Annotated in this window: 26 protein-coding genes; 15 read left to right on the forward strand and 11 right to left on the reverse strand. The window is 57.6% G+C overall.

Features of this window, described 5'->3' with window-relative positions; translation table 11 throughout:
• Nucleotide 1: 1 nt before the first annotated feature.
• Complete coding sequence (gene dusB / locus SynPROS91_RS02825) at nucleotides 2–997, reverse strand: tRNA dihydrouridine synthase DusB (protein WP_186518282.1); 996 nt, start codon at nucleotides 995–997, stop codon at nucleotides 2–4.
• 122 nt (nucleotides 998–1119) lie between these two features.
• On the opposite strand from dusB, the gene SynPROS91_RS02830 reads away from it, so the two are divergent.
• The 8 genes from SynPROS91_RS02830 (at nucleotide 1120) to proC (ending at nucleotide 6913) form a co-directional block, all read left to right on the forward strand.
• Nucleotides 1120–1581, forward strand: a complete 462-nt coding sequence (locus tag SynPROS91_RS02830; RefSeq protein ID WP_186518284.1) for a DUF1823 family protein — start codon at nucleotides 1120–1122, stop codon at nucleotides 1579–1581.
• A gap of 291 nt (nucleotides 1582–1872) precedes the next feature.
• Entirely contained in the window at nucleotides 1873–2082 is a 210-nt protein-coding gene (locus SynPROS91_RS02835; RefSeq protein ID WP_186518286.1) for a hypothetical protein, read from the forward strand.
• Between the two features lie 61 nt (nucleotides 2083–2143).
• A complete protein-coding gene (der, locus tag SynPROS91_RS02840) occupies nucleotides 2144–3511 on the forward strand; it encodes a ribosome biogenesis GTPase Der (RefSeq protein ID WP_186518287.1) in 1368 nt (455 codons plus the stop codon).
• Between the two features lie 6 nt (nucleotides 3512–3517).
• A complete protein-coding gene (locus SynPROS91_RS02845; RefSeq protein ID WP_186518289.1) occupies nucleotides 3518–4432 on the forward strand; it encodes an energy-coupling factor transporter transmembrane protein EcfT in 915 nt (304 codons plus the stop codon).
• Nucleotides 4433–4450: 18 nt separating this feature from the next.
• Complete coding sequence (locus tag SynPROS91_RS02850; RefSeq protein WP_115070289.1) at nucleotides 4451–4717, forward strand: PipX family protein; 267 nt, start codon at nucleotides 4451–4453, stop codon at nucleotides 4715–4717.
• The gene (locus SynPROS91_RS02855; RefSeq protein WP_186518291.1) at nucleotides 4717–5391 is read left to right on the forward strand and encodes a YggS family pyridoxal phosphate-dependent enzyme; all 675 of its coding nucleotides are present in this window, start codon (nucleotides 4717–4719) and stop codon (nucleotides 5389–5391) included. Before SynPROS91_RS02850 ends, SynPROS91_RS02855 begins: the two co-directional genes overlap by 1 nt.
• 108 nt (nucleotides 5392–5499) lie before the next feature.
• Nucleotides 5500–6075: a cell division protein SepF gene (locus SynPROS91_RS02860; RefSeq protein WP_186518293.1), complete on the forward strand. Its 576-nt coding sequence runs from the start codon at nucleotides 5500–5502 to the stop codon at nucleotides 6073–6075.
• A 7-nt stretch (nucleotides 6076–6082) separates the two neighbouring features.
• A complete protein-coding gene (gene proC / locus SynPROS91_RS02865) occupies nucleotides 6083–6913 on the forward strand; it encodes a pyrroline-5-carboxylate reductase (RefSeq protein ID WP_186518294.1) in 831 nt (276 codons plus the stop codon).
• 6 nt (nucleotides 6914–6919) lie between these two features.
• Here proC and SynPROS91_RS02870 read toward each other — a convergent pair whose 3' ends face one another.
• The 5 genes from SynPROS91_RS02870 to hpf all read right to left on the reverse strand — a co-directional run bounded on the left by SynPROS91_RS02870 (nucleotide 6920) and on the right by hpf (nucleotide 11676).
• Nucleotides 6920–8101 (reverse strand): glycosyltransferase family 4 protein, encoded by a 1182-nt coding sequence (locus SynPROS91_RS02870; RefSeq protein WP_186519352.1) that lies wholly within the window; start codon nucleotides 8099–8101, stop codon nucleotides 6920–6922.
• Between the two features lie 28 nt (nucleotides 8102–8129).
• Nucleotides 8130–9512, reverse strand: a complete 1383-nt coding sequence (locus SynPROS91_RS02875) for an MFS transporter (RefSeq protein ID WP_186518296.1) — start codon at nucleotides 9510–9512, stop codon at nucleotides 8130–8132.
• 73 nt (nucleotides 9513–9585) lie between these two features.
• On the reverse strand, nucleotides 9586–10401 hold the full coding sequence (locus SynPROS91_RS02880; protein WP_186518298.1) for a DNA repair protein RecO: 816 nt from the start codon (nucleotides 10399–10401) through the stop codon (nucleotides 9586–9588).
• On the reverse strand, nucleotides 10398–11078 hold the full coding sequence (locus SynPROS91_RS02885; protein WP_186518300.1) for a 2-deoxyribose-5-phosphate aldolase: 681 nt from the start codon (nucleotides 11076–11078) through the stop codon (nucleotides 10398–10400). The genes SynPROS91_RS02880 and SynPROS91_RS02885 overlap by 4 nt, the downstream gene beginning before the upstream one ends.
• 22 nt (nucleotides 11079–11100) lie before the next feature.
• On the reverse strand, nucleotides 11101–11676 hold the full coding sequence (hpf, locus tag SynPROS91_RS02890; protein WP_186518302.1) for a ribosome hibernation-promoting factor, HPF/YfiA family: 576 nt from the start codon (nucleotides 11674–11676) through the stop codon (nucleotides 11101–11103).
• 11 nt (nucleotides 11677–11687) lie between these two features.
• Here hpf and lipB point away from each other — a divergent pair, with 11 nt between their 5' ends.
• From lipB to queA, 5 genes are all read left to right on the forward strand, one after another.
• Complete coding sequence (gene lipB, locus SynPROS91_RS02895; RefSeq protein ID WP_186518304.1) at nucleotides 11688–12410, forward strand: lipoyl(octanoyl) transferase LipB; 723 nt, start codon at nucleotides 11688–11690, stop codon at nucleotides 12408–12410.
• A 20-nt stretch (nucleotides 12411–12430) separates the two neighbouring features.
• The gene (locus SynPROS91_RS02900; protein ID WP_186518306.1) at nucleotides 12431–14377 is read left to right on the forward strand and encodes an AMP-binding protein; all 1947 of its coding nucleotides are present in this window, start codon (nucleotides 12431–12433) and stop codon (nucleotides 14375–14377) included.
• An 83-nt stretch (nucleotides 14378–14460) separates the two neighbouring features.
• Nucleotides 14461–14904: a YlqD family protein gene (locus SynPROS91_RS02905; protein WP_186518308.1), complete on the forward strand. Its 444-nt coding sequence runs from the start codon at nucleotides 14461–14463 to the stop codon at nucleotides 14902–14904.
• 44 nt (nucleotides 14905–14948) lie between these two features.
• Nucleotides 14949–16274: a dihydrolipoamide acetyltransferase family protein gene (locus tag SynPROS91_RS02910; protein WP_186518310.1), complete on the forward strand. Its 1326-nt coding sequence runs from the start codon at nucleotides 14949–14951 to the stop codon at nucleotides 16272–16274.
• A gap of 136 nt (nucleotides 16275–16410) precedes the next feature.
• On the forward strand, nucleotides 16411–17532 hold the full coding sequence (gene queA / locus SynPROS91_RS02915; RefSeq protein WP_370586781.1) for a tRNA preQ1(34) S-adenosylmethionine ribosyltransferase-isomerase QueA: 1122 nt from the start codon (nucleotides 16411–16413) through the stop codon (nucleotides 17530–17532).
• 92 nt (nucleotides 17533–17624) lie between these two features.
• Here queA and cysK read toward each other — a convergent pair whose 3' ends face one another.
• From cysK to SynPROS91_RS02930, 3 genes are all read right to left on the reverse strand, one after another.
• Nucleotides 17625–18611: a cysteine synthase A gene (gene cysK / locus SynPROS91_RS02920; RefSeq protein ID WP_186518311.1), complete on the reverse strand. Its 987-nt coding sequence runs from the start codon at nucleotides 18609–18611 to the stop codon at nucleotides 17625–17627.
• Between the two features lie 296 nt (nucleotides 18612–18907).
• Nucleotides 18908–20401, reverse strand: coding sequence for a PLP-dependent transferase (locus tag SynPROS91_RS02925; RefSeq protein WP_186518313.1), 1494 nt, complete (start codon nucleotides 20399–20401; stop codon nucleotides 18908–18910).
• Nucleotides 20398–21555 (reverse strand): PLP-dependent aspartate aminotransferase family protein, encoded by a 1158-nt coding sequence (locus SynPROS91_RS02930; RefSeq protein ID WP_186518315.1) that lies wholly within the window; start codon nucleotides 21553–21555, stop codon nucleotides 20398–20400. The genes SynPROS91_RS02925 and SynPROS91_RS02930 overlap by 4 nt, the downstream gene beginning before the upstream one ends.
• Before the next feature lie 235 nt (nucleotides 21556–21790).
• Here SynPROS91_RS02930 and SynPROS91_RS02935 point away from each other — a divergent pair, with 235 nt between their 5' ends.
• Nucleotides 21791–22048 (forward strand): hypothetical protein, encoded by a 258-nt coding sequence (locus SynPROS91_RS02935; protein WP_186518317.1) that lies wholly within the window; start codon nucleotides 21791–21793, stop codon nucleotides 22046–22048.
• Nucleotides 22049–22368: 320 nt separating this feature from the next.
• Here SynPROS91_RS02935 and SynPROS91_RS02940 read toward each other — a convergent pair whose 3' ends face one another.
• A complete protein-coding gene (locus SynPROS91_RS02940) occupies nucleotides 22369–22650 on the reverse strand; it encodes a hypothetical protein (protein WP_186518319.1) in 282 nt (93 codons plus the stop codon).
• Nucleotides 22651–22923: 273 nt separating this feature from the next.
• Here SynPROS91_RS02940 and SynPROS91_RS12350 point away from each other — a divergent pair, with 273 nt between their 5' ends.
• The gene (locus tag SynPROS91_RS12350) at nucleotides 22924–23040 is read left to right on the forward strand and encodes a DUF1651 domain-containing protein (protein ID WP_186518321.1); all 117 of its coding nucleotides are present in this window, start codon (nucleotides 22924–22926) and stop codon (nucleotides 23038–23040) included.
• Nucleotides 23041–23130: 90 nt separating this feature from the next.
• Here SynPROS91_RS12350 and SynPROS91_RS02950 read toward each other — a convergent pair whose 3' ends face one another.
• Entirely contained in the window at nucleotides 23131–23526 is a 396-nt protein-coding gene (locus tag SynPROS91_RS02950) for a hypothetical protein (RefSeq protein ID WP_255439888.1), read from the reverse strand.
• Nucleotides 23527–23679 lie beyond the last annotated feature (153 nt).

Here is a 23679-nt window from a genome sequence, read left to right on the forward strand (position 1 = left end):
TTCACTGAATTCGCTGCATCTGTTGATCGAGTAGATCAAGGGCCGCGGCAGGCGTGGGAGCGCGCATGAGTTGCTGCCGAAACTGGGATGCGCCGGGGAAGCCAGTGCAAGTCCAGCTCATGTGTTTTCGCGCAATCAGCAGGCCATGATCTCCGCGTGCCTCGATTAGCGCCAGAAGTTGTTCTTTGGCGAGGACTAGGCGATCCAGTGGTGCGGGCGTTGTTGGAATCGGCAGGCCACTCAGTGCGGCATCGATTTGGCCCACAAGCCAGGGGGCACCCATGCTTCCGCGACCCACCATCACGCCATCGGCCCCGGTGATCCGCAGGCAACGCAGCGCTTCCTCAGGGCTGTTCACATCTCCATTGGCGATCACAGGAATGCGTAGGGCTGCTTTGACAGCGGCAATCGCGTTCCAATCCGCAGTGCCGCTGAAGCGTTGCTCTCGCGTGCGGCCGTGGAGCGTCAGCATTCGCGCTCCTGCATCTTCCAAGCGTCGGCACCAGTTCACGGCGGCCTCAACCCCTATGGCGTTGTGTTCACTACACCAACCGAGGCGCGTTTTCACCGTGACTGGAAGCCCCACTGCGGCCTCCACTTTTTCCACAATTCTGCAGGCCAGATCTGGGTCACGAATCAGCCCGCTGCCCCCGCCTTTACGGGCGATTTTGCGAACAGGACAGCCCATGTTGATGTCGATCAGGAAGGCTCCGGCATCGGCGGCACGGCGGGCTGCATCTGCCATCGCGTCGGGATGATGATCAAACAGCTGCACCCCAATGGGCCCTGTTTCTTCTTGCAGCCCATCCATTTTGAGCCGTCCGTGGCCCAGCTCCAGGCTGGTGGCATTCACCATCTCGGTGAACAGCAGTGCATCGGGAGCCCAGCGACGCACCAGGTTTCTGAAAATCCGATCGCTGACGCCAGCCAGGGGGGATTGCAGTGCGCGGCACCTGAGTTGTCGCTCTAAAAGTCGACCCTGAATCTTCAGCGGCATGGCCAGAGGCCGAAGACTGAATCATTCTGCTCGTTTGGCTGTGGGTCTGAGAGTTGGTGTGACGGTTGGGCTTGTCAAGGCAAGGCGATAGGGCGAAGGATGGAGGCCTCCGGTCTGCTCGCATGTCCCCTACCCCTTGGCCGCTTAGCCGCTTGTTGTTGGATCGAATCCTGGAAGACCGAATGAGTGATCGCTTTGTGGCAGAGAGGGTTTGGGAGCGCTTGGGGTACCAGCCGCAGGGGGAAGGCCTGATCTGGCTTGCTGGGCCTGAGACGCCCTCGACGTGGAGAGAGGTGTTCCCCCAGGCCCCTGAAGTGATCAGTATTCGCCCAGCTTCCGTGCAACTCACCCGCTCGATTCCACGCGAGCACAAGCAGCTGTTGAAAGAGCAGCTGAAGTTTGCCGGGTATCGGATCGGGGAGCTTTACCCCCGGCGCACGCGTCGCGCTACAGCCGTGAATTGGCTGCTGGCCTGGCTTGCAGCCCGGGAGCAGTTGCTGGCAGAGGACGGCCCCCTGCCACCGCTGCTTGATCCGCCGCTCAACCCAGTGAGCGGTCACCCAGGTGATCTTCCTGTGAGTTGAGCCTGTGGCATAAAAAAAGAACAGTCGACCTCTGCTGACTGTTCCTTTCAGCGAACACGGGGGTGGTCGCTTCACTATCAACTTGGCTGTGAAGCAAGCAGGTGTCCGTAGAGACAAGTGCTTATTTTTCTCCGGGCATAAAAAAGGAGGGCGTCTAACCCCTCCCGAAAAGGCTCTCCGTTCCACCGAAGCTCCCTATTTACAAAATGTAATACTTGCGACTCTTCTGGGGAAGGGCGGTTCTCCTCCCTGCTAGTGACTTGAGCGCTCAGCGGCAAGCCTTTTAGCGACATGCGTCACTCCGACCGCGATGACCGAGAAGACGACCTCTCCCTTCCTCCAATTGGCATCGGCTCGGCTCCTAATGCAGCCTGCTGCGTTGTCTGGACGATTGCGTCGTCACCGGTCCTGAAGTTAAGGGTCGCTGGAGCCTTGCTTCCAGTCAGTGCTTTCACATGCCTACTTGTGTTGGATGCATCTCATTCGCCTCTGTATGAATGACTTCGCATTTCTGTGATGGGTCACCTCTGTACTGTCAAGAAAGTTTTTTTGAGCTCCTGTCTTGGCGCGTCCGGTCGTAGCAATCATCGGCCGTCCCAACGTCGGCAAGTCCACCTTGGTGAATCGTCTCTGTAGAAGTCGTGAGGCGATTGTTCACGACCAGCCAGGTGTGACGCGAGATCGCACCTATCAAGACGGCTATTGGGGTGATCGAGAATTCAAGGTGGTGGACACCGGGGGCCTGGTCTTCGATGACGACAGTGAGTTCCTTCCTGAAATCCGGGAGCAGGCCAGCCTCGCCCTCGCTGAAGCCAGCGTGGCGTTGGTGATTGTGGATGGTCAGCAGGGATTGACGGCTGCTGATGAATCGATCGCGGAATGGCTGCGTACGCAGAACTGCAAGACCCTGCTGGCGGTCAATAAGTGTGAGTCTCCGGAGCAGGGATTAGGGATGGCCGCGGAGTTCTGGCGGCTCGGTCTTGGTGAACCCCATCCGATTTCGGCGATCCATGGTGCTGGCACCGCCGAGCTGCTCGATCAGGTACTCACTTTCCTTCCGCCCAAGGATGAAGAGAGCGATGAAGAGGAGCCGATTCAGCTCGCGATCATTGGCCGCCCCAACGTGGGGAAGTCCAGCTTGCTCAACGCCATCTGTGGTGAGATGCGGGCGATTGTGAGTCCGATTCGTGGCACCACCCGCGACACGATTGATACACGCATTGAACGGGAGAATCGTCCCTGGAGATTGATCGACACCGCAGGGATACGTCGGCGTCGCAGTGTGAATTACGGGCCGGAATTTTTTGGGATCAACCGCAGTTTTAAAGCGATCGAACGCAGTGATGTCTGCGTTTTAGTGATCGATGCTCTCGATGGTGTAACCGAGCAGGATCAACGCTTAGCGGGACGGATCGAAGAGGACGGTCGCGCTTGCGTGGTGGTGGTGAACAAGTGGGATGCGGTGGAAAAAGACAGCCACACGATGTCGGCGATGGAGAAGGAGCTGCGCGCCAAGCTCTATTTCCTTGATTGGGCTCCGATGCTGTTTACCTCTGCACTCACGGGGCAGCGGGTCGACAGCATTTTCGCCTTGGCGTCTCTTGCTGTGGAACAGCACCGCCGCCGGGTGAGCACATCAGTTGTGAACGAAGTTCTCAAGGAAGCCCTCAGCTGGCGAAGTCCTCCCACCACTCGTGGTGGCCGGCAGGGCCGCTTGTACTACGGCACCCAGGTGGCGAGTCGTCCGCCCAGTTTCACCTTGTTCGTGAATGAGCCCAAGCTGTTTGGCGATACCTATCGCCGCTATGTGGAGCGTCAAATTCGTGAAGGCCTCGGCTTTGACGGCACTCCGGTGAAGCTGTTCTGGCGTGGCAAGCAACAGCGGGATGCGGAAAAGGAGCTGGTCCGCCAGCAGCACCGCCAAGGCTGATTCCCCATGGACTGGTTGCGTCAGATTCCGATCGGGCAGTACGTCGATGGCAGCGCTGGTTGGCTGCGTCTGATCGATCCTCGTTTGAAGCTGGGCTGGGTCGTGATGTTTTTGTTGACCCCCGTGCTGGCAGGTCCGTTATGGCGTCTCGGGCTCGTTCTGGCCTTGATGGTGATCACCGCCCTGAGTGGCTTGCCGGCCAGGTTGTGGTGGCGCTCATTGCTTTTGGTGGTGTGTCTTGGGGTTGGCTTTGGCCTCCTGGCGATGTTCTTGCCAACGGGAGACCCAGCAGCCTCACAGGCCATAAGGCCTGTGCAGGAGTTGCAGGGTTTGTCCCTGCAGACGCCCAGCTGGGAGTTGTTTCGGCTGGGTCCTGTTCAGCTTGGGCCGCTCAACCTCGGTCCACTATCGGTGGATCGGAGATCGGCTGAGCTCGGTCTCAACAGCGCAACGTTGATTGTCACCGTGGTGCATAGCGTGAATCTCATGCTGCTGTCCACACCTAGTGAGGATCTGATGTGGGCCCTGAATTGGTGTTTGTTCCCCCTAACCAAACTTGGTTTGCCAGTGGATCGTCTTTGCTTTCAGCTGTTGTTGGCACTCCGTTTTCTGCCCTTGGTGCAAGAGGAATTGCAGAATCTGGTGCGCTCCGTGGCGAGTCGAGCGGTCAATCTCCGTCAGTTGGGCTTCAAGGCTTCCTTCGGATTGCTCCTGTCGGTGGGAGAACGCCTTCTCGCCAACATTTTGTTGCGCGCTGAGCAAGGCGCTGATGCCTTGATTGCTAGGGGAGGGCGTTGGCTTCCTGCGGATTGCTTCCGCCCTGTTCAGAACACATCTGCCGTGGCGCGTGGTTTGAACCTGCTGTCATTTGTGGCCCTTCTCGCGGTGGTGGGATTGCGAGGCAAGTACGGTGCTCTCTAAATCTTGATGGACTGAGTTGTGGGAGCGGAGCGTTATCTCAATCACCCCACCTTTGGAATGCTTTATCAGGTGTCGACCGCGGGCGAAGGACGGGACCTTTACGCCACGCTTTATGCCCAGCGCATGTTTTTCTTGGTGACGCTGCAACCCAGGGGGGCTCAGTTTGAGGTGATTCCTTATCAGGACGCCCGGCATCATGCAGAGCTTCACCTCGCGCGCTGTCGTCGTGATCGCTCTGCCGATTTTGCCGATTGGAAGCAGCTGTTCGATCAAACCTTCATTTGATGGCGTCGAGCAGCTCGGAATCTGAGACGATTCAGTCCCGCTGGCAGGCGATTCACGCTGATTGTCCAGACGCTGTTCATCTTTTGGCTGTCAGCAAAGGCCACCCGGCCATGGCGGTGCGAGAGCTGGCCGCCTTGGGGCAAGTTGATTTTGGTGAGAGCAGGGTGCAGGAAGCACTCCCGAAACAACAGGATTTAGGCGACCTCAGCGGCTTGCGTTGGCATTTCATTGGACGCCTACAGGCCAACAAAGTCCGGGCTGTTGTGCGGGCCTTTCCCGTGATTCATTCGATCGACTCTCAAGGACTTGCAGAACGCACTTCAAGGATTGCGCTGGAGGAAAAGCAGACTCCGGAGGTGTTTTTTCAGGTCAAGCTTCGCGACGACCCGGCGAAGGGTGGCTGGGAGCCGGATGCCTTGCGTGAGGTTTGGCCTGAGCTGCAGTCGCTTCCAGGCTTGAAGCCCATTGGGCTGATGACCATGGCCCCACTTGGCTTAGGTCCTGAAGACCGTCAAGGTCTCTTCCATGACTGCAGAACCCTTGCCGATGAGCTCGCTTTGCCTGATTGCTCGATGGGGATGAGCGGAGATTGGAAGCAGGCTGCTACGGCTGGTGCCACCTGGGTTCGCGTGGGATCTGGGTTGTTTGGACCACGGCCTGAACGCTTGGTTTGACCCCCACTTGTTAGGGCAGCCTGTTGTGAAGATGATCAAATCGCCCAGTCACTCTTGCTCACAACTCTGTAGAGCGCTATTCAGGGTCCAGGTTTGATTTAGTTTCCGGTGTCGCTGATTTCTCGTCTTCGTGCTGTCGTTGCGGGTGATGATTACCTTGATGGTGATTATGACGACCTCGATTACGACACTGGCGAACAGGACGAAGTCGAAGAAGGTTCGTCTCACTCCATGTCGAGTGCTTTGGCAACTCTTGATTCGAGCAATCCCTTTGAAAGTGAGCATTCTTTCACTGGATCAAATGTGATCGGGATGCCTGGTATAAGCACCGGAACCGCCGAGGTCTCTTTGATGGAGCCTCGCAGTTTTGATGAAATGCCTGGAGCGATCCAAGCCCTGCGTGAGCGCAAAACGGTGATCCTCAATCTCACGATGATGGAGCCTGATCAAGCGCAACGCGCTGTGGACTTCGTAGCTGGCGGAACCTTTGCCATTGATGGTCATCAAGAGCGTGTTGGCGAAAGTATTTTTCTGTTCGCGCCCAGCTGCGTGACCGTGACCAACGCCACCCAGGACGAAACCTCCGTTCCGACCCACGTTTCTAAGGACGTCGAGCAAGCCTCTTCTGAGGCCAGCATCGCTCCAACTCCCGCCTGGAGTGCCACAAGCGCTACCGCACTTTGAGCCAACAGTGCCGTTTGCCTTTGGTGTGATTGGTCTGGGCCGGATGGCTCAGGCCCTTGTGATTCCTCTGATTGAGCAGGGCCTCATTCCTGCCGATAAGACGATCGCCGTTGTTGGCCGCGCGGACTCCGTTGCAACGGTGTCCGCGCGAGTGCCCTCCGAAGTCAAGGTCGTTGCTGCCAGTGATCCTGCGGCACAGGACGCTTGGGGGGCATCGGTTCAACTCTTGGCCGTCAAGCCCCAGATGCTCGATGCGGTTGCGGCCTCTGCGCCACCTGCAACAGCGACGCCTGCGCCTGGTTCAAGCCTTTTGCTCTCCGTGCTGGCTGGGGTTCCCTTGACGCGGCTTCAAACGTTATTTCCTGGCCGGATCTGTGTGCGTGCCGTGCCCAATACCCCTTGCCTGGTGGGTCAGGGACTCACGGGCTTGGCTTGGGGGGAGGGCATCTCTGATCAACAAAAGCAGCAAGTGCGCTCCTTTTTTGAGCCTGTTAGTGAGGTTTTGGAGCTCCCCGAAGAACGGCTGGATGCTTTCCTTGCGCTCACCTCCTCTGGTCCTGCCTATGTGGCTTTAATCGCAGAGGCGATGGCCGATGGTGCCGTTGCCGTGGGAATGCCTCGGGCCCAAGCCCATCATTTGGCCCATCGAACCCTCGCTGGAACCGCGGCTTTGCTTCAGGAACAAGAGCTGCATCCTGGCGAACTCAAAGATATGGTGGCCTCCCCTGGTGGCACCACCATGGCGGCGTTGCGTCAGCTCGAAAAAGCGGGGTTGCGTTCGGCCTTGATTGAAGCGATTGTTGCCGCCACGCAACATGGCCGGGGCATGGCGAACTAGCCCTCCTTAAGCGGCTAAGGCCTTCTTGGCGATCAGGGTGCCGTAAAGCTCTTCCAGAGCATCGATGTTGGACACCATCCGGTAGCGCTCCATGACCCGCTCCCGCGCTCGCCGGCCTAGCTCCTGGGTGAGCAGAGGTTGATCACGGAGAACGGGCAGCAGGGTGCGGAGTTGGGTGGTGACCCCTTGCGTGCTGAGAACGATGCCTGCCCCACCTGCGAGCACTTCTCCATCAGCTCCAGCATCCGTGGCCACGCAGGCGCATTGGCAGGCCATGGCCTCGAGAAGGGCAATGGAGAGCCCCTCCACCAGCGATGGCAGCACAAACACCTCAGCGCACTGGAGCAGGGCGATGCGCGTGTTGAGATTTGCTTCATAGCCCCACCACAACAGATCCCCGATCCCATTGCCGTACACGTTTTGCAGCGTGCTGCGCAGGGGGCCGTCACCCACGATCACGAGTCGGCACCCCGCTGGCTTGACCAGTCGCCAGGCCCGCAATAACGCTTCCACATTCTTCTCGGTTGCGATCCGCCCCATGTACAGAAAAATGCGCTGATCACCAAGGCGTGAGCGCACGTTATGGAGCTCCTCGCTGATCGAGGCGGGATGGCTTGGGGCCGGAGACCAGCGCTCGGGATCCACGCCATTGGGAATGACAGCAAGGCGAGTTTCGTGGACCCCTAAACGGTTCAGAACGTCCGCCTGAAGATCGGAAAAGACAATGACACGGTCGTATCGGGAGAGAGCAGGCGCGTAGAGCTGGTAGCTGAGCTGTTGCGTGCCCGCTGTGAGGTTGCGCAAGCCTGCGTCAAACGGTGGATGAAAGGTCGCGACCAGCGGAATGCCTAACGGCTGGCAAAGCTCTGGAAGCCTGAAGTCAAGGGGGGAAAGGGTGAGGCTGGCGTGCACGACATCGGGCTGAAGCCTCTTCAAGGACTCACGCAACTCCCTCTGCGCCCTAGGGGAGGGAATCGTGTACACCTGAGACTTCACTAAATAGGGCAGGCTCACATCTGGATCGTGTGCAAGCAACGACGTGTTGCTGCTACCGGGCGCGCCAGGATTATCGAAATGAATGAAGCTGGTTTGATGGCCGCGTTTCTTTAGGGCTTCTGTGGTGCTCAGCCCGTAGGTGACATTGCCGCAAAACGGAGTTTTTTTGCCGAGCCAGGCAATGTGGGCCACTGGCACCGTCCCGAAGCCGAGTCTGAAGTTAGCAGCGCTCCCAAGGACGCTCCCACAAAGCGGCAGCTAAAGAAAGTGCCGCAAGCACCCAGAGCACCGGGATCAAGCCAATGCTGCTTACCAGGGCGCCGGCAAGAACCAGGGGCAGGCTGAGAGCAATGTTGATCAGGTTGTTCTGAAGCCCGAAGACCCGACCTCGCTGGGATTCTGGAGTGTCCTCCTGAATCGTGGTCTGGGCAGGAATCGCTACGAGAGCGGCACCAATGCCGAGGATGCCGCACAACAGCAAGGTGATGCTGAGATTTCCTCGCAGTTGCCCGAGCATGATCAGACACCAGGTGATCGTGCCCAGTCCGGCTGCGGCGAGTCGCCGACGGCTAAAGCGATGGCCCATTTGGGCCACCAGCACCGCGCCAATGGCCATTCCTAGTCCGCTCATTGCTAGCAGGGTGCCGAAGCCTGTTGGCCCCAGCCCTTGGATGGCAGATGCCAGGCTGATCGCCAGGACATAAAGCGCGGCTAGGAGGCTGTAAAGCACCACGAGATGCACCATGGCTCCGCGGACGGATACCTGCTCTCGAAGCACCTGTATCCCCGCCACGATTTCTTTCCAGACCGAATCGCTGCTGTCTTTTCTCGGTGGCTCGCGCATCTGGATGGTGCTCAGACTGATGGCCGCCATGCCGTAACAGAACGGCAAAAGCAGAAATTCGCCACCGTTGATGCCCACCATTTGAAGCAGGTGGTTGAGTCCTCGCAGGATTGGATCGCCCAAGGCAAAGCCAACGATTGTGGCCCCCATGCTCGTGGCTTGATAGAGGGAGTTGGCGGCCAGAAGATGTTCTCTTGGCACCAGCAGTGGGATCGTCGCCTGTTCGGCGGGGGCGAAAAACTGGGTCAGAACCGACTCGAGGAAGGTCATGACCAGCAGAGCCCAATATCCCCAGCTCAGTCCAAACCAGTGGGGTCCAGGGATCAGGAACAGAGGGGTGCACAGCACTAATAGTGCCCGCAGGCCATTGGAGGCCACCATCACCCTGCGTTTGGGCCAGCGGTCGACCCACACACCCGCAACGGATCCGAGCACCATCGCTGGGATGGTGTTGGCGACGTAGATGCCGGTAGCGAGCAAGGTGATGCGTTGGGCTCGCGTCTCGAAATCCATGCGAATCGCAGAGGCGATTTCAGCAAGCGCGCCATTGCTATCCGGTGTATTGGTCACCCAGTATTGGGCGATCAAATACACCATCAAGACGATGTAGAACTTGTCCGCGAGTTGGGAGAAGATCTGGCCGACCCAGAGGCGTCGGAAGCCATCGAGATGGATCACGGCTTGAAGGCCGCGGCGACCCTCTGGATTGGCGCTGGTGGGCAGGGCCGGGTCCGGGCTGTTTAGGGGAGGACCGCTCAAAATGTGTTCATTCGCCGAATCATGATCGCCCACCACAGGCCGTAGCGTGAAAACCTCTCGTCTTGCTGGATGGTTAGGCGCTAGCGACAGCCTCTCTCACCATGGCAAACGAGCGGACGGGCCTTGGCAGATGCACCCGGCACCAGCACTCCACAAGGGTAAAAAGGCGGAGCCAAACCGGTCTGGGTCCCATCAATCCACCGTCTTGGCGTTCCGGCAGTTCAAGCCGTGTTAATCGCTGAAGCAGGGCGAGTTCGGAGGGGTTGATCTGAATGGCCGCTCCAGCTTGAGCACCGATGGCCAGACCTTCGTCGGCCAGCAGGCTGCAGCGCCAGTCCCAATTCCCGATCGGTGGAGACAGGGCGGCTCCACTGCGGCAACAGGTTTGGAGAGGGAGGCCATAGCCGCCGAGAGCGAGCAGATGAACACAGGCCTGAACAAGCGTTGCCAAGGTGCGATCAACACGCTCTCCTTCAGAACTTTCCCTCTCAGATTCACGCTGCCTTCGCGCCAGCAGCTCGAGCCGCTCGAGATGCATCAAGACCGCACTGAGCATCCCGGGGACGGGATCATCGCCTGCGACCAATGAGATCGAGAGCTCAGATAGGGCCTGGGCAGCTGCCAGCGTTTCCAATCGCTGGCCCACGTTGCCGAAATTGTGTTGGACCCGAAGTTGGCGTACCCGAAGCAGGCCGCTGCGTCCTCCCACCTGCAGCTCCAGGGTGGTGAGAGGAACCGCCGCCGCAAGGCTGCTGCGTGGTTTACGAGCCCCTGGTACGGCCAGGCGAATCAGGCCTACGTCATCACTGAGCAGGGTGAGCAGCCTGTCGTGCTCCCCGAGGGGTCCCACCTTTAAAGCCAACCCTTCGATCCGCCGTTCCGGGCTCATTGCGGATGCCGGAGGGCCTGAATCAAAGCTGGGCCATGGCTGGTTCCCAGGGCCGTGGCGCCCTCTTCCACAAGGTCCAGCGCCGTTTCCAAGCGTTGTATGCCCCCGGCCGCCTTGATCGCGCAGTTTCCCCGCGCAAGCTCTTTGAGCTTGCGCACTTGCACCGGAGTGGTGGCCGCTCCAAACCCGTTGCCCGCTTGCAAGAACGCAGCACCGGCATCGATCGCGGCTTCAACGGCCAAGCTCAGGCGCTCTGGCTGCAAGCGGTTCACATCTAAAATCACTGTCACAGGGAGGCCGAGATCGCAGATCTGCGCGAGTTCTTCGGCATAGGCTTCCGCCCGCCCCGCCGTGATGGCAGCGAGATTGGGCACCACATCGAGGGCATCAGCTCCTCGGGCTGCGGCCCATTCCGCTTGCGCCCGTTTGAGCTCCGCTGGAATCGTCCCGAAGGGAAAGTCCACAACAGCAAACAAGCGAAGGCGTCCGCTGGGTCCGATGCGGTTTCGTACCGCTTCTAGGTGGCAGAGGCTGGTGCAGAGCCCTCCGAAGCCGAGCAGTCGCGCCGCATCGCAGAGGTTGTGCAGAGCCTCCTCTTCCAAGAGTGGATCTAAAACGGCTTGATGAATCATGGGCGGGAGCTCCGGAAGCTCCCGCTGACGCGGCGACGCGGTCATCGTTGTGGGGCAAGCACTGGCCTTAGTTCCGCGCTTGGATCACGCCAAATCCACCGTGATTGCGGTGATAAATCACCTGGAGTTCACCGCTTTCTTTGTCTCGAAACAGGTAGAAGTCGTGGTCGATCAGTTCGAGTTGATGGCGTGCGTCTTCAAGGCTCATCGCTGGCATTGAGAAATATTTGCGCCGAACCCCTGGGCTGGGGAGCTGCGCTTCCTTCCCTGCGATCAGTGAGTCTTCTGTGGCACGTTCCGTGAGGAGGACGTCATTTGCTGCCGTTGGGGTGATCCGATGGCCATGGTCGCTGTGGCGTTCCTTGAAGCGTCGCAGCTGGCGCGCCAACTTGCTTGCGACCAGATCGATGCTTGCGTAAAGGTTTTCGCTTCTCTCCTGGGCGCGAATCACCGTGCCATTGGCGAACACAGTGACCTCCGCGGTTTGTTGCGGAACCCTGGGGTTCCGAGCCACTGAGAGGTGTACATCCGCTTCCAGGACGAGGTCGTCGAAGTGATGGATAGCCCGTTCCAGTTTTGTTTCGGTGTATTCCCGCAGTGCGGGCGTCACATCCAAATTGCGACCATGGATCAGAAGCTTCATGGCGGTCCCCTTTGCCTGGTTCTACCGGCAACCTACTAACTGCCTCAGGCGCAGGACAGCGGTCTGCGGCATTTCTTTTTGAGCCGGTTGCGCCCGTGCCGTTCTCTCAGGCCTGGGATTGGCAACGTGGATGGCAGCAGCAATTACTCGCTGCGGAAGGCTCAGGCAGGGAAGCGGTTTGGATTCTTCAACATCCGTCTTGCTTCACTCTTGGTCGCGGAGCGACGGAAGATCACTTGCGCTTTGATCCCGAGAATGCGCCAGCTCCCCTGCATCGCATCGACCGGGGCGGTGAGGTCACGCACCACGCCCCTGGGCAGTTGGTGGCCTATCCGGTGTTGGACCTTCGCCGGCGTGAACCAGACCTTCATTGGTACATGCGCCAGCTCGAACAGGTGGTGATCGATGTGTTGGCGGCATTGGACTTGACAGGGCAACGCATCTCAGGGCTCACGGGGGTTTGGCTGGAAGGGCGAAAAGTGGCGGCCATCGGGGTGGGATGTCGTCGTTGGATCACTCAGCACGGCCTTGCTCTCAATGTGTCGTGCGCCATGGAAGGGTTTACGCAGGTGGTGCCCTGTGGACTTTCTGATCGTCCGGTGGATCGTTTGCAGCGCTGGATTCCTGGCATCACGCCTGAGGATGTGCAGCCACTCCTGCGGGATGCACTGGCCCAGCGCCTCTCACTCAGCTGGTGCGAGCTTGCTGGTCTTGATTCTGGGTGGTACTCCTAGGCGCAAGCTGAAACAACGTTGTGGGTTCGTTTGCACAGGCCAGCTGGCGACCAACGCCTTGGGAGTTGAAATCACTCGCCCGTCAGCAGCATGTGCAAGGCCTGGGGAGAGTCGATCAACTCTGGCCCTGGCTTGAGCAACGTCATGGTGCGCTCATGGCTGTGGATGCACCCCATGCCGCCCATCCGGAGCATTTCAACTATCAGGAGTTGTCGCAACGAATCACGACTGCGGCTGCAGGGTTTCGTTCCTTGGGGGTTTGCGAGGGCGATGTGGTGGGACTGTTTGCAGAAAACAGTCCCCGCTGGCTGATGGCAGATCAAGGCTTGATGCGCGCCGGTGCGGCTGATGCGGTGCGTGGCGCTTCAGCCCCCGTAGAGGAGTTGCGATACATCCTTGAGGACGCCAAGGCTGTAGCCCTGGTGGTGCAAAACGCGGATCTTTGGCAACGGCTTCAGTTGCCTGTTCAGTTGCGCAGCCAACTGCGCTTTGTGCTGCAGCTCGAAGGTGATGCTGTGGATCAAGACGTGATCTCGTGGGCTGATCTTTTGGCAGCTGGCGCAAAGCATCAGGCTCCGGATCCAGACGCTGGTCGAGACGCCACCAGCGCTGCCAGCACCACAGCCACCATCCTTTACACCTCAGGAACCACCGGTCAGCCCAAGGGCGTTCCGCTCAGCCACGCCAACCTGCTGCATCAGATGCGCAGTTTGAGTTGCGTTGCTCGCCCAGACCCTGGCGCTCCTGTGCTCAGCGTGTTGCCGATCTGGCATGCCTATGAACGCAGTGCGGAGTATTACTTCTTCTCCTGCGCCTGTTCGCAGAGCTACACCACGATCAAACAGCTCAAACGTGATTTACCCAGGGTGAAGCCTGTGGTGATGGTGACAGTGCCGCGCCTCTGGGAGGCGGTGCAAGCTGGGTTTGAAGATGTCCTGAAAACATTTCCTGCATCCAGGCAGCGCCTGTTGCGGGCGGCACTCGCTAACAGCAGTGCCTATTGCTTGGCCCGGCGTCAGCGTCGCAACCTGATGCTGACGCCCTTGGGGCGCCGTCAGCGCTTGATGGCGCGTCTGAAATCCGCCGGGCGCTGGCCCGCCCATGCCCTGGCCTCCAAGCTGATCTGGCCAAAGCTGAGGTTGCAGCTCAGTGGTGGTCAGCTGCGCTTCCCCATCAATGGAGGAGGAGCGATCGCCCCTCATGTGGATTCCTTTTTTGAGGCGGTGGGGATCGAGTTGTTGGTGGGCTATGGCCTCACTGAAACCAGCCCGGTTGTGAGTTGCCGGCGTCCATGGCGCAACATCCGTGGCAGTTCAGGGCAGCCTTTGCCGGATACGGAGTTCCGGATCGTGGATGCTGAGACGCGTCAGCCCCTCGGCTTTCGTGATTGTGGCGTTGTCTTGGTGCGTGGTCCCCAGGTGATGGCTGGGTATCTGCGTCGTCCAGAAGCCACCGCAAAAGTGCTAGAAGCCGATGGCTGGTTTGATACCGGTGACCTGGGCATGCTCTTGCCCGATGGGTCGGTCGTGCTGACGGGTCGTGCCAAGGACACGATTGTGCTGAGCAGTGGTGAAAACATTGAGCCGGCACCTTTGGAGGAGGAGCTGGTGTCCAGCCCCTTGATCGAACAGGTGATGCTCGTTGGCCAAGATCAACGCCAGTTGGCGGCCTTGGTTGTGCCGCGCCTCGAGGCGATGTTGGCCTGGGGCGCAGAGCAGGGCCTCAGCTTGCCGGCCGATCTCGGTGGGACTCCAGGCGATCAAGACTTGCGGCGTCTGCTGCGCGGGGAGCTGAATCGCCTGCTGAGTTTGCGCGTTGGCGCACGTTCGGATGAACGGGTGATGGGTGTGGTGTTGGTGGCGCCGTTCACGATCGAAAACGGCCTGCTCACGCAGACCTTGAAGCAGCGTCGTGATCGGATCAGTGGGCGTGATCGGGAGTCGATTCAGGCGCTTTATGGATGCTGAATCGATGCTGATACCTGCATCCCCTGATTTGGGTTGACCTGCAGCCACTGGACTGAGACGCTTGGCACCACGTCATTAATTTCATGTCGGACGGCAACACCCTCTCGATTAAGCGCTCGATCACCATTCGTGCGGTGGTGACTCCCGCCTGGAAGGAGGAAGCTGAACGCGAGTTGAGCAACGGCATCGCCACCTCGGATCAGCAGCTTGCCCAGCTGGAGCAAGAGGGTCAGCAGGTCGTTGACCAGGTCCGTCGTCAGAGTGCGAATCCGCTTGACCCCCGCGTGCAAGAGCAGGTGGGTCAGGTGCAGCAACAGGTGGCGGCCAAACGTTCTGAGCTGGAGGAACAAAAGAGAAACCTGTTGCAGCAACAGGCTCAAGTACGTGAGCTAGAGATGGATCAGATCGTTGAACAGGGTCAACTCGATAGTTTTTGCGACATCAAAGTTGGCGATAATTTGGTCAGCAAGATGCAGGTGTCTGTCGTTGTGCGCGATGGCGTCATCGAGTCGATCGATCAGGGCTAACCCGGGCCGTAAAATCTGTCTGATTAGCTCTTCTGGAGACGGTTTTGGCGACCCACGACATTTTTATGCCTGCCCTCAGCTCCACCATGACGGAGGGCAAAATCGTGGAGTGGCTCAAACAGCCTGGAGACAAGGTGGAGCGAGGCGAATCCGTTCTCGTTGTTGAGTCAGACAAAGCTGATATGGATGTGGAGTCCTTTCAGGAGGGCTACCTGGCTGCCGTGTTGATGCCTGCGGGGAGCACTGCACCCGTGGGTGAAACCATCGGCTTGATCGTTGAGACGGAAGCGGAGATTGCTGACGCGAAGGCCAAAGCTCCCACCGCGGCCCCTTCCGCAGCACCCACCGCCCCAGCCGCTGCAGCACCTGCTGCTCCGGCCCCCCCAGCAGCGCCGCTTGCCCCTGCTCCTGTAGCAGCTCCGGCACCCATCTCCGCTCCCGTGGCTGCACCTGCGAGCAACGGACGTTTGATCGTGAGTCCTCGCGCCCGCAAGCTGGCCTCCCAAATGGGCGTAGACCTTGCTGGTCTGCGCGGCACTGGCCCCAATGGCCGGATTCAGGCGGAAGATGTTGAAAAGGCAGCCGGACGTCCGGTCACCCCACCACGGGTGGGTGAGGGCACTTCAGCTGCTGCCGTGGTTGTTGGCAGTGTCGTCGCTTCACCGTCGGCTCCTGCGGGCAACAGCTTTGGCGCCCCGGGCGAGACCGTGGCCTTCAACACCCTGCAGGCGGCAGTGAACCGCAACATGGAAGCCAGCCTTGCGGTGCCTTGCTTCCGCGTTGGATACACGATCACCACGGACAAGCTCGATGCGTTTTATAAGCAGGTGAAGCCCAAAGGCGTCACGATGACTGCACTTCTGGCCAAAGCCGTGGCCGTCACCTTGGCCCGCCATCCCCAGGTGAATGCCGCCACCACGGCCTCAGGCATGAGCTATCCCGCTGAGGTGAATGTGGCAGTCGCTGTGGCGATGGAAGACGGCGGATTGATTACGCCTGTATTGCGCAATGCCGATCGCACCGATCTGTATGAGTTGTCGCGGCAGTGGGGGGATCTGGTGAAGCGTTCTCGCAGCAAGCAACTGCAGCCGGAGGAATACAGCACCGGCACCTTCACCCTCTCCAACCTTGGAATGTTTGGAGTGGATCGGTTTGATGCCATCTTGCCCCCAGGCACCGGCGCGATTCTGGCGGTTGCGGCGTCTCGTCCCACCGTGGTGGCAGGCAAGGACGGATCCATCGCTGTGAAGCGTCAGATGCAGGTGAACCTCACCGCTGATCACCGCGTGATTTATGGCGCCGACGGTGCTGCCTTCCTGAAGGATCTGGCGGAACTCATCGACATGCGTCCAGAGAGTTTGGCTCTGTAAGTCGCAGCTGTGTTTGCCGCTCTCTCTGCCAGTCACAGTCGCATCTTTTCGATTGTGAGCTTCTTCATGTCGCCTGCAGGAAACGGGGGCGCCGCGGCCTTGGCAGCATGGGCTGATGGTGTGCAGGAGCCAGATCATGCCTGACTCACGTGATCTTCAGCTCAGTTCGTATGACTACGTTCTGCCGGAAGAAAGAATTGCGCAGGCGCCGGTGGAGCCACGGCACGATGCTCGTCTGTTGATGGTGCCGCCTGCAGAACGTTCCCTGTCAGAGCTGAGGCACCAACAGGTTTGGGACTGGCAGCAGGAGTTGCTACCCGGCGATCTTTTGGTGGTGAATGACACCCGCGTCCTGAAGGCGCGTCTTCGGGTGCGCCGCAGTGGCGGAGGTTTGGGTGAATTGCTCGTGCTCGAGCCCCGGGGCGAGGGGCGGTGGCTGTGTTTAGCGAGGCCTGCTAAACGCATGCAGCCTGGTGACCAGCTTTGGCTTGAGGCCTTGGAGCAAGAACCGCTGCCCTTAGCCGTGCTGGCGAGCGATGCGGCCAGTGGAGGCAGGATCGTGCAGTTCCCTGCGGAATGCGCGGATGCGCTTGCCCTGGAAGGACTGTTGGAGCGTTACGGAGAAGTGCCACTTCCGCCTTACATCACACGGCATGACAGCTCGGATCAAGAGCGCTATCAAACCCGTTACGCCTCGCGTCCAGGCGCTGTTGCTGCTCCGACGGCGGGACTGCATCTCAGTGATGACTTGTTGGCAGCAATTGCAGAGCGGGGTGTTGCCTTGGCCCATGTCACCCTTCACGTTGGCTTGGGCACCTTTCGGCCCGTGGAAACAGAGGATCTGACCGACCTCACCTTGCACAGTGAATGGGTGGAGGTGCGCGCTGAGGTGGTGGAGGCGGTGTCGGCCTGTAGAGCTCGAGGCGGAAGGGTGATTGCAGTGGGCACAACCAGCGTGCGAGCACTGGAGGCCGCAGCTGCTGCGGGTGGAGGGAGCTTGCAGCCCTTGAAGGGGCCCGTGGATCTAGTGATTCAGCCGGGCTATCGCTTCCAGGTGGTGCAGGGTTTACTCACGAACTTTCACCTCCCCAAGAGCTCTCTTTTGCTCCTTGTGAGTGCACTGATCGGTCGCGACCAGTTGCTCCAGATCTACGCCATAGCGATTGAGAAGATGTATCGCTTCTATTCCTATGGCGATGCCATGTGGATTGCTCCTGAGGCCGTGCTTTTCGATGCACGCCCTGAAGGAACGGCCTAAAGGAGCCCTTTAGGGGCCCCATCAAAAAGCCCCGTGCTCAGACGGGGCGGTAGATCGCTCATTCGCGAGGGTGTTGATTAGACCAGTGTTGATCAGGCAGGAACGGGTTGCTCGATGATGCCGGTGGGCACATCCGCGAACATCACTGAGGACAGATAGCGCTCGGCGAGGTCAGGCAGAACCACCACGATTGTTTTGCCAGCAAATTCATCTTGTTGGGCGAGGCGAATGGCCGCTGCGGCCGCGGCGCCACAAGAAATTCCTACCAAAAGGCCTTCTTCCTGGGCCAGACGCAGGGCCATTTCGATCGACTCCTCATTGGTGACTTGCTCCACGCGATCGACCACGGAGAGATCGAGATTCTTGGGAATGAAGCCAGCGCCGATGCCTTGAATTTTGTGTGGACCTGGCTTGAGAGCCTCACCATTCATGGTTTGGGTGATCACAGGGCTGTGGCTTGGCTCAACGGCAACCGAGGTGATGGCCTTGCCCTTTTGCTGCTTGATGTAACGCGAGACACCGGTGATGGTGCCACCGGTGCCAACGCCGGCAACAAAGACATCGATCGCTCCATCGCAGTCATTCCAGATCTCAGGACCTGTGGTCTTCTCGTGGATCTCTGGGTTGGCGGGATTATCAAACTGCCCAGGCATGAAGTACTTGGCAGGATCGCTATCGGCAATTTCCTTGGCCTTAGCGATGGCGCCAGGCATGCCCTTGGCGGCTTCCGTGAGAATCAGTTCGGCGCCAAGCACGGCCATCACCCGTCGCCGTTCGATCGACATCGATTCCGGCATCGTGAGGATCAGCTTGTAACCACGAGCCGCGGCAGTGAAGGCCAGGGCAATGCCTGTGTTGCCTGAGGTGGGCTCCACGATGGTTTTCCCTTCGGAGAGAACGCCACGCTTTTCAGCGTCCCAAATCATGTTGGCGCCGATCCTGCACTTCACGCTGTAGGCGGGGTTGCGGCCTTCGATTTTGGCCAAAACGGTTGCCTTGCAACCCTTGGTGACGTGGTTGAGGCGAACGAGAGGGGTGTTGCCGATGGCTTGGCTGTTGTCGGCGTAGACGCGGGACATGAGGCTGGAATTATTTTCTAGAAATTTAATTGCCATCACTGGCACTTCATTCCAGCTTCAGGCCTTATTAAGAGTTCGATGTCTGTTGATGTGGTTTTGGCTCAACCGATCCGATCATTTTTTGGCTTCCAATCAACACTTGTGATCTGTCGCTTTTGACGTGCGCTTTGATCACTTTCTCCCCGGCTGCTGTTTAGGCAGAGTCTGAAGAGCTGGATGTTGGCTCCAACCAGCCGCTGTGAGAATCCCTGTGAGCGAGAGGCTTGACCTTGACCAACGCAGGATCCGCTGCGTTTTTAGTGGCTTGACGGAGCGAGGGCGCGCTCAAACCGTTGCCAAATCTCCTCAGGTTGTTCGAGTCCGACCGAGACGCGCAGGAGGTGAGAGGGAACGCCGCAAGCCTTGGCCCAGGCCAGTTCGTCGTAGTGAGCCAAAAGCACATAGGGGCACACCAACGTGAATGGTGTGCCCAGGCTTGGCCCTTTGCAGACCGACAACCGGTCGTAAACCGCTTGGGCTTGATCGCTACCGCCCTTGAGCTCAAACGAAAGCAGGCATCCATGTCCAGCGCCGGGGCGCAAGAGGCTGCGGAAATTGGCGCATTGATCGGGGTAATACACGCGAGCCACCGCCGGGTGGTTGCTGAGCTTCGCGGCGAGGGCTTGGGCATGGCGATTCAGTTCAGGAACGCGTGCCTGGACATCGCGGCTTCCTTGTGCCAAGGCCATCGCATCGGCATCGTCAAGGCCGATGAACCCTGCTGTTGAACGCTGATCTCGGAAGGTTTGCTCCCATTGGGAGCATGGACTCACCACCAGTGATCCAGACAACACATCACCACGACCGGCAAAACTTTTGGTGAGTGAACTGAAGATCAGGTCTGCATAAGGGAAGGGATCGATGTTCACGCAAGAGCCGATCGTGTCGTCTGCGATCACTGGAATCCCTCGGGCATGAGCCAAGCGGGCGAGCGTGGAGAGATCCACGCATTGCAGAAGTGGATTGCTGGGTAGTTCCACAATCACAGCTGCTGGATCGAGGCGATCAAGAGCGGCTTCCATGGCTGCGCTGCTGCTGTCGAGCAGCAGTTCGCTTCCTGCAAATACCACCTGAGGCAGCTTCAGCACATCCACGTAAGGGAAGCCGATTTGCAGGGTGGGGCGTCCGGGGCGCAACGCCGTGATCCATCGCAGAGCCGTGTGCAGAGCAGCCATTCCGGACGGATGAAGGCTCAACTGCTGGGTGTTACAGCCATAGATGCCGGCTAGTCGCTCGATCACAAGGGCCTTGGCCTGCTCAGCGGTCCTAGCTGCTGGTGCTGCTTCCTTGTTCAAGCTGATCGCGGCACGTCGCGACGAGGCCCCTAAACCAGCGTGTTGCCAGAAAGCCTTGGCATGGGGGCTTGCTTCAGCGTTGGCAATCAAGACGGAGAGTCCGAGCTGATCCACGATTTGAGTTGAAGCACCTGGCGCCTGAGATTGGCAATGGTGTTGGGCGAGCTGAGCGGCAGCTGCGTTGGGGTAGGGCCAAGCACTGGATTCAGCCGAGGTCATCTCAGTAGGGAGCATCGCTAATGCTTGTTGAGCCACCTCCGCAACCAACGGATGGAGAGCAAAGCGTGGATAAAACGCTCGCAATTGCGATCGGCACTGCGGATCGTTCTCTTCGTAGGCGATCACGTCCCGCCAGCGCGGTAGGGCCACAGACACGGCATGGGTGCTGTCAGGCAAGGGATGGCCGAGGTCCTCGCCTTGCCAGCAGGGATTGCGCAGAAGATCGCGGGGACTCACGGAAGCAGGGCAAGCGCGTGATCGAGATCGATCAAGAGGTCCGTGATGTCTTCACAGCCAAGGGAGAGACGGATCAATCCATCGCTGATTCCTAGGGCCTCTTTGATCTCCGCAGAAACGGCGGCGTGAGTCATGGTGGCTGGATGGCAGATCAAGCTCTCAACTCCGCCAAGGCTTTCGGCCATCGTGAACCAACGCAGGGCTTTGCATACGGCATAGGCCTTTTCACGGCTTGCATTTAATCCAATCGTCACGATCGCTCCGCCTCCGTTCATTTGGCGCAAGGCCACAGCCCTCTGCGGATGATCGTCCCGTCCGGGGTAGCGCACCCACGACACGGAGGGATGGGATGCCAAATGATCCGCCACTGCAGCGGCATTCGCCATCTGTTGTTTGAGGCGCAGGGGCAGCGTTTTGATGCCCCGGGTGATCAGCCAACAGTCGAAGGGTGAGGGCATTAGCCCCAATGCTTTTTGGGCAAACACCATCTTCTGGTGCCAGCTGGGGTCATCGGTGCAAACCGCACCACCGAGGGCATCGGAATGCCCATTGATGTATTTCGTGGTGCTGGTGAGCGAGAGGGTGGCGCCAAGGTCTAGAGGGCGTTGCACCAAGGCGGTGGCGAAGGTGTTGTCGACCACAACGGGTACGCCTGCGCAGCGGGCAGCGCTGCAGACCGCATCGAGGTCAATCACTTTGAGCAGTGGATTGGTGGGACTCTCTAGCCAGACCATCGCTGGCTTCTGCTCATGGATACGGGCTGCAGCCTCTGGATGGGTGAAATCAACCCATTCGGTGCGCACTCCGAACTTGGCAAACACCTGTTCGAACAAGCGCACGGTGCAGCCGTAAAGGTTTTCCTCGCAGAGCACCAGATCTCCCTGGCTCAGGGTGGAGGCAATCGCGGTAATCGCGCTCACTCCAGATCCAAATACCGTGGCGTGGGTGCATGCCTCCACTGAGGCCAGTACACCTTCAAGGATGCGGAAATTGGGGTTGCCAGAGCGGGTGTAATCGAATCCGCCTGGGTTGCCATGCTCAAAGGTGGAGGTGGCGTAGATGGGTGGCATCACCGTGCCGGTTTCGCTGGCGAAGCTTTCGCCATGGTGAATGGCCCGGGTGGCTGTCGCCGGTTCTGGGACAGGACGCTGCAAGGCGTTGATGCGATCTACCTAAAGGCTATTCAACGGTCTGTTGTGAAGGGTGCTTGCTATGGCTGTTTGACGTATTGGTTTGAACCATCGTGACTGTGAAGGATTTGATCACCCATTTATCTTGCTGACTTAACTGCAGGCCTCTGTGAATCGAGTTTGCTTTTAAAAATGCGTAGTCCCGGTTGTGCAATTCGGCTTACGTCGTCTTAGCGTTTAGGCAGTGTTGTGATGTGTCATGAAGGAAAACCAGGTTCAGCAAAGCGATAAGGATGAATGGAGAGATCATGTTCTTCAGGAGATTGTTGGGTTTTTAAGTAAGAACAAAGAAGAGATTCATGGGCGTTACCTTGATCAACGTCGCGGCCAGCTTCCAAGAGATTTCATCGAAGAGAAGGGCTTAATGGATTTTGAATTGGCGATCACATTTTTGGAAGATAAGCCCAAGGGTATGGGCTTAGGTCTTGGCTTTTTTAAGGCAACTCTGATTCGCTGAATTTGATAATGTGGCGGCAATTATGCATTCTTTTGCCCCTAGTTTGAAAGTTTTTGTATTTGATTGCTGACTAGCTTGGACTCAACTCTTCATTCGGTCGAGCTTTGACGAGAATCAATGTAAATCACAAATAAGTTTTTAAGTTTCTTGTTTTGCTTGGCATCCGATTGAGCGGCATATAGCGGATTTGAATTGATAAAACTGATTAATAACTAACTGCTCTTCAATCTCGTCGTTTGAAATTAACGGAATGGTATGAACGATGAGTAGTGGAACTGGCCTGGAGAAATCTTGATTGCCACATAAATAAGTTTTTGCACCTAGCAAAAGCTTTTCAATTCTTTTTTAAAGAGCTCGCAATTATTTCGGTCTTCGAACAAAATCTGTGCTTTAAATTGAATATCGCTATCGTAATTCTCGCCAATATTTTTGTTGCTTGTATTGCCCCATACCCCTTCTATCATCCACCACATTCGGCCATTGTGAATCCACACTGTTGCCAACTCTGGTGCACTCTCTTTGAAGATGTTGAGTTGGCATTCAAAGTCTTTGCCTTTGAAAATTTTGCAAATTAGCCTACTTGTAAGCTTGCTAGCTTGCACGATAATTTATGCAGATTTTATTTATCCAAGACTATCTCCCCCTGGCTGGACATGTCTTACGGATGAGGTATATGTGTGTTCATTCAACACTATGCACATGCAAAATATTTTCTTTGTGTATCACATGTCACGACGAAGAGAACGGAAAGAGGCAAAAATCTAATTTCATTTATTCCGTTATCAATCTGCATTGGCTGCTTCATGAATGTTGGTGTTGAGGGTTGGTTGACTGATGGTTGTGGTTACGGGGCGATGGCAAATGGATAGTCAGAAATGCTGAAAAGTAGAAAATATCTGTCCCGAAAGGATGGAGAGAAGAAATGGAATCGCCTGATTGAAATTGGTTGGACTCAGGTTGCACCCGTCTGGGCTGAAGCGATTGAGCCATAAATCCTTGAAATGCTTAACTTCACCAGATCTTCTTGATCCATAGCCGGTTGAAGACGATTTAGTGCACAGTGTTGTTTTTAATAGTGATTCCTAAAACCCCAAGCCTGTAAATAGTTCTTGATGCACTACATAGGTGTGGTAAAGAGTGATGCCAGCATATGGCGATAACTCGACGCCATCTCTAGTGAAAGCGATATCGCAAAGTAAGTTTCCTTTCCAGGCGATAGAATCTTCATTTTGTTCAGCAGACCATTCCATTACTGCAGCGAAGTGATCAGGAATAACAGCCCCTATCTTTTCACATGCGTCTGCAAGCCTGCAGAGTGCAGGGGGTTTAGAAGGAAGGGATAATCCTTTCCTCAATACAAGTTCATCGATCACTCCTGTATATCGTACAAAGTCAATCAATGCTTCTTCTTCTTCCGTTAATGAGGAGTTAGATATTGCTCGATCAAATTGTTCAGCTGTTAAAATAGGCCTGCGCATGAACATCTCTATCCAATCAATTTAATATTCAGTTTAATCATGGTCATGGTGCTAGAGACTTTGATTCTTATCATCTTTTATACATGCTTTTCTGTTTGAGAACGGGGCTTGTTGCCCCGATCTGTAGCTTCATTCCACCGGTTTGCCACATGT

It is taken from the genome of Synechococcus sp. PROS-9-1, from assembly GCF_014279775.1.
In the GTDB taxonomy this organism is placed as follows: domain Bacteria; phylum Cyanobacteriota; class Cyanobacteriia; order PCC-6307; family Cyanobiaceae; genus Synechococcus_C.

What these genes read in the sequence shown, in the direction of transcription:
- SynPROS91_RS02905 (WP_186518308.1), top strand. Translation starts at nt 14,461, where the DNA reads ATGTCGGACGGCAACACCCTCTCGATTAAGCGCTCGATCACCATTCGT.
- cysK (WP_186518311.1), bottom strand. Translation starts at nt 18,611, where the DNA reads ATGTCCCGCGTCTACGCCGACAACAGCCAAGCCATCGGCAACACCCCT.
- hpf (WP_186518302.1), bottom strand. Translation starts at nt 11,676, where the DNA reads ATGAAGCTTCTGATCCATGGTCGCAATTTGGATGTGACGCCCGCACTG.
- SynPROS91_RS02885 (WP_186518300.1), bottom strand. Translation starts at nt 11,078, where the DNA reads ATGACCGCGTCGCCGCGTCAGCGGGAGCTTCCGGAGCTCCCGCCCATG.
- SynPROS91_RS02830 (WP_186518284.1), top strand. Translation starts at nt 1,120, where the DNA reads ATGTCCCCTACCCCTTGGCCGCTTAGCCGCTTGTTGTTGGATCGAATC.
- SynPROS91_RS02935 (WP_186518317.1), top strand. Translation starts at nt 21,791, where the DNA reads ATGAAGGAAAACCAGGTTCAGCAAAGCGATAAGGATGAATGGAGAGAT.
- SynPROS91_RS02835 (WP_186518286.1), top strand. Translation starts at nt 1,873, where the DNA reads ATGCGTCACTCCGACCGCGATGACCGAGAAGACGACCTCTCCCTTCCT.
- SynPROS91_RS02855 (WP_186518291.1), top strand. Translation starts at nt 4,717, where the DNA reads ATGGCGTCGAGCAGCTCGGAATCTGAGACGATTCAGTCCCGCTGGCAG.
- SynPROS91_RS02880 (WP_186518298.1), bottom strand. Translation starts at nt 10,401, where the DNA reads ATGAGCCCGGAACGGCGGATCGAAGGGTTGGCTTTAAAGGTGGGACCC.
- SynPROS91_RS02845 (WP_186518289.1), top strand. Translation starts at nt 3,518, where the DNA reads ATGGACTGGTTGCGTCAGATTCCGATCGGGCAGTACGTCGATGGCAGC.
- SynPROS91_RS02950 (WP_255439888.1), bottom strand. Translation starts at nt 23,526, where the DNA reads ATGCGCAGGCCTATTTTAACAGCTGAACAATTTGATCGAGCAATATCT.
- dusB (WP_186518282.1), bottom strand. Translation starts at nt 997, where the DNA reads ATGCCGCTGAAGATTCAGGGTCGACTTTTAGAGCGACAACTCAGGTGC.
- queA (WP_370586781.1), top strand. Translation starts at nt 16,411, where the DNA reads ATGCCTGACTCACGTGATCTTCAGCTCAGTTCGTATGACTACGTTCTG.
- SynPROS91_RS12350 (WP_186518321.1), top strand. Translation starts at nt 22,924, where the DNA reads ATGCTGAAAAGTAGAAAATATCTGTCCCGAAAGGATGGAGAGAAGAAA.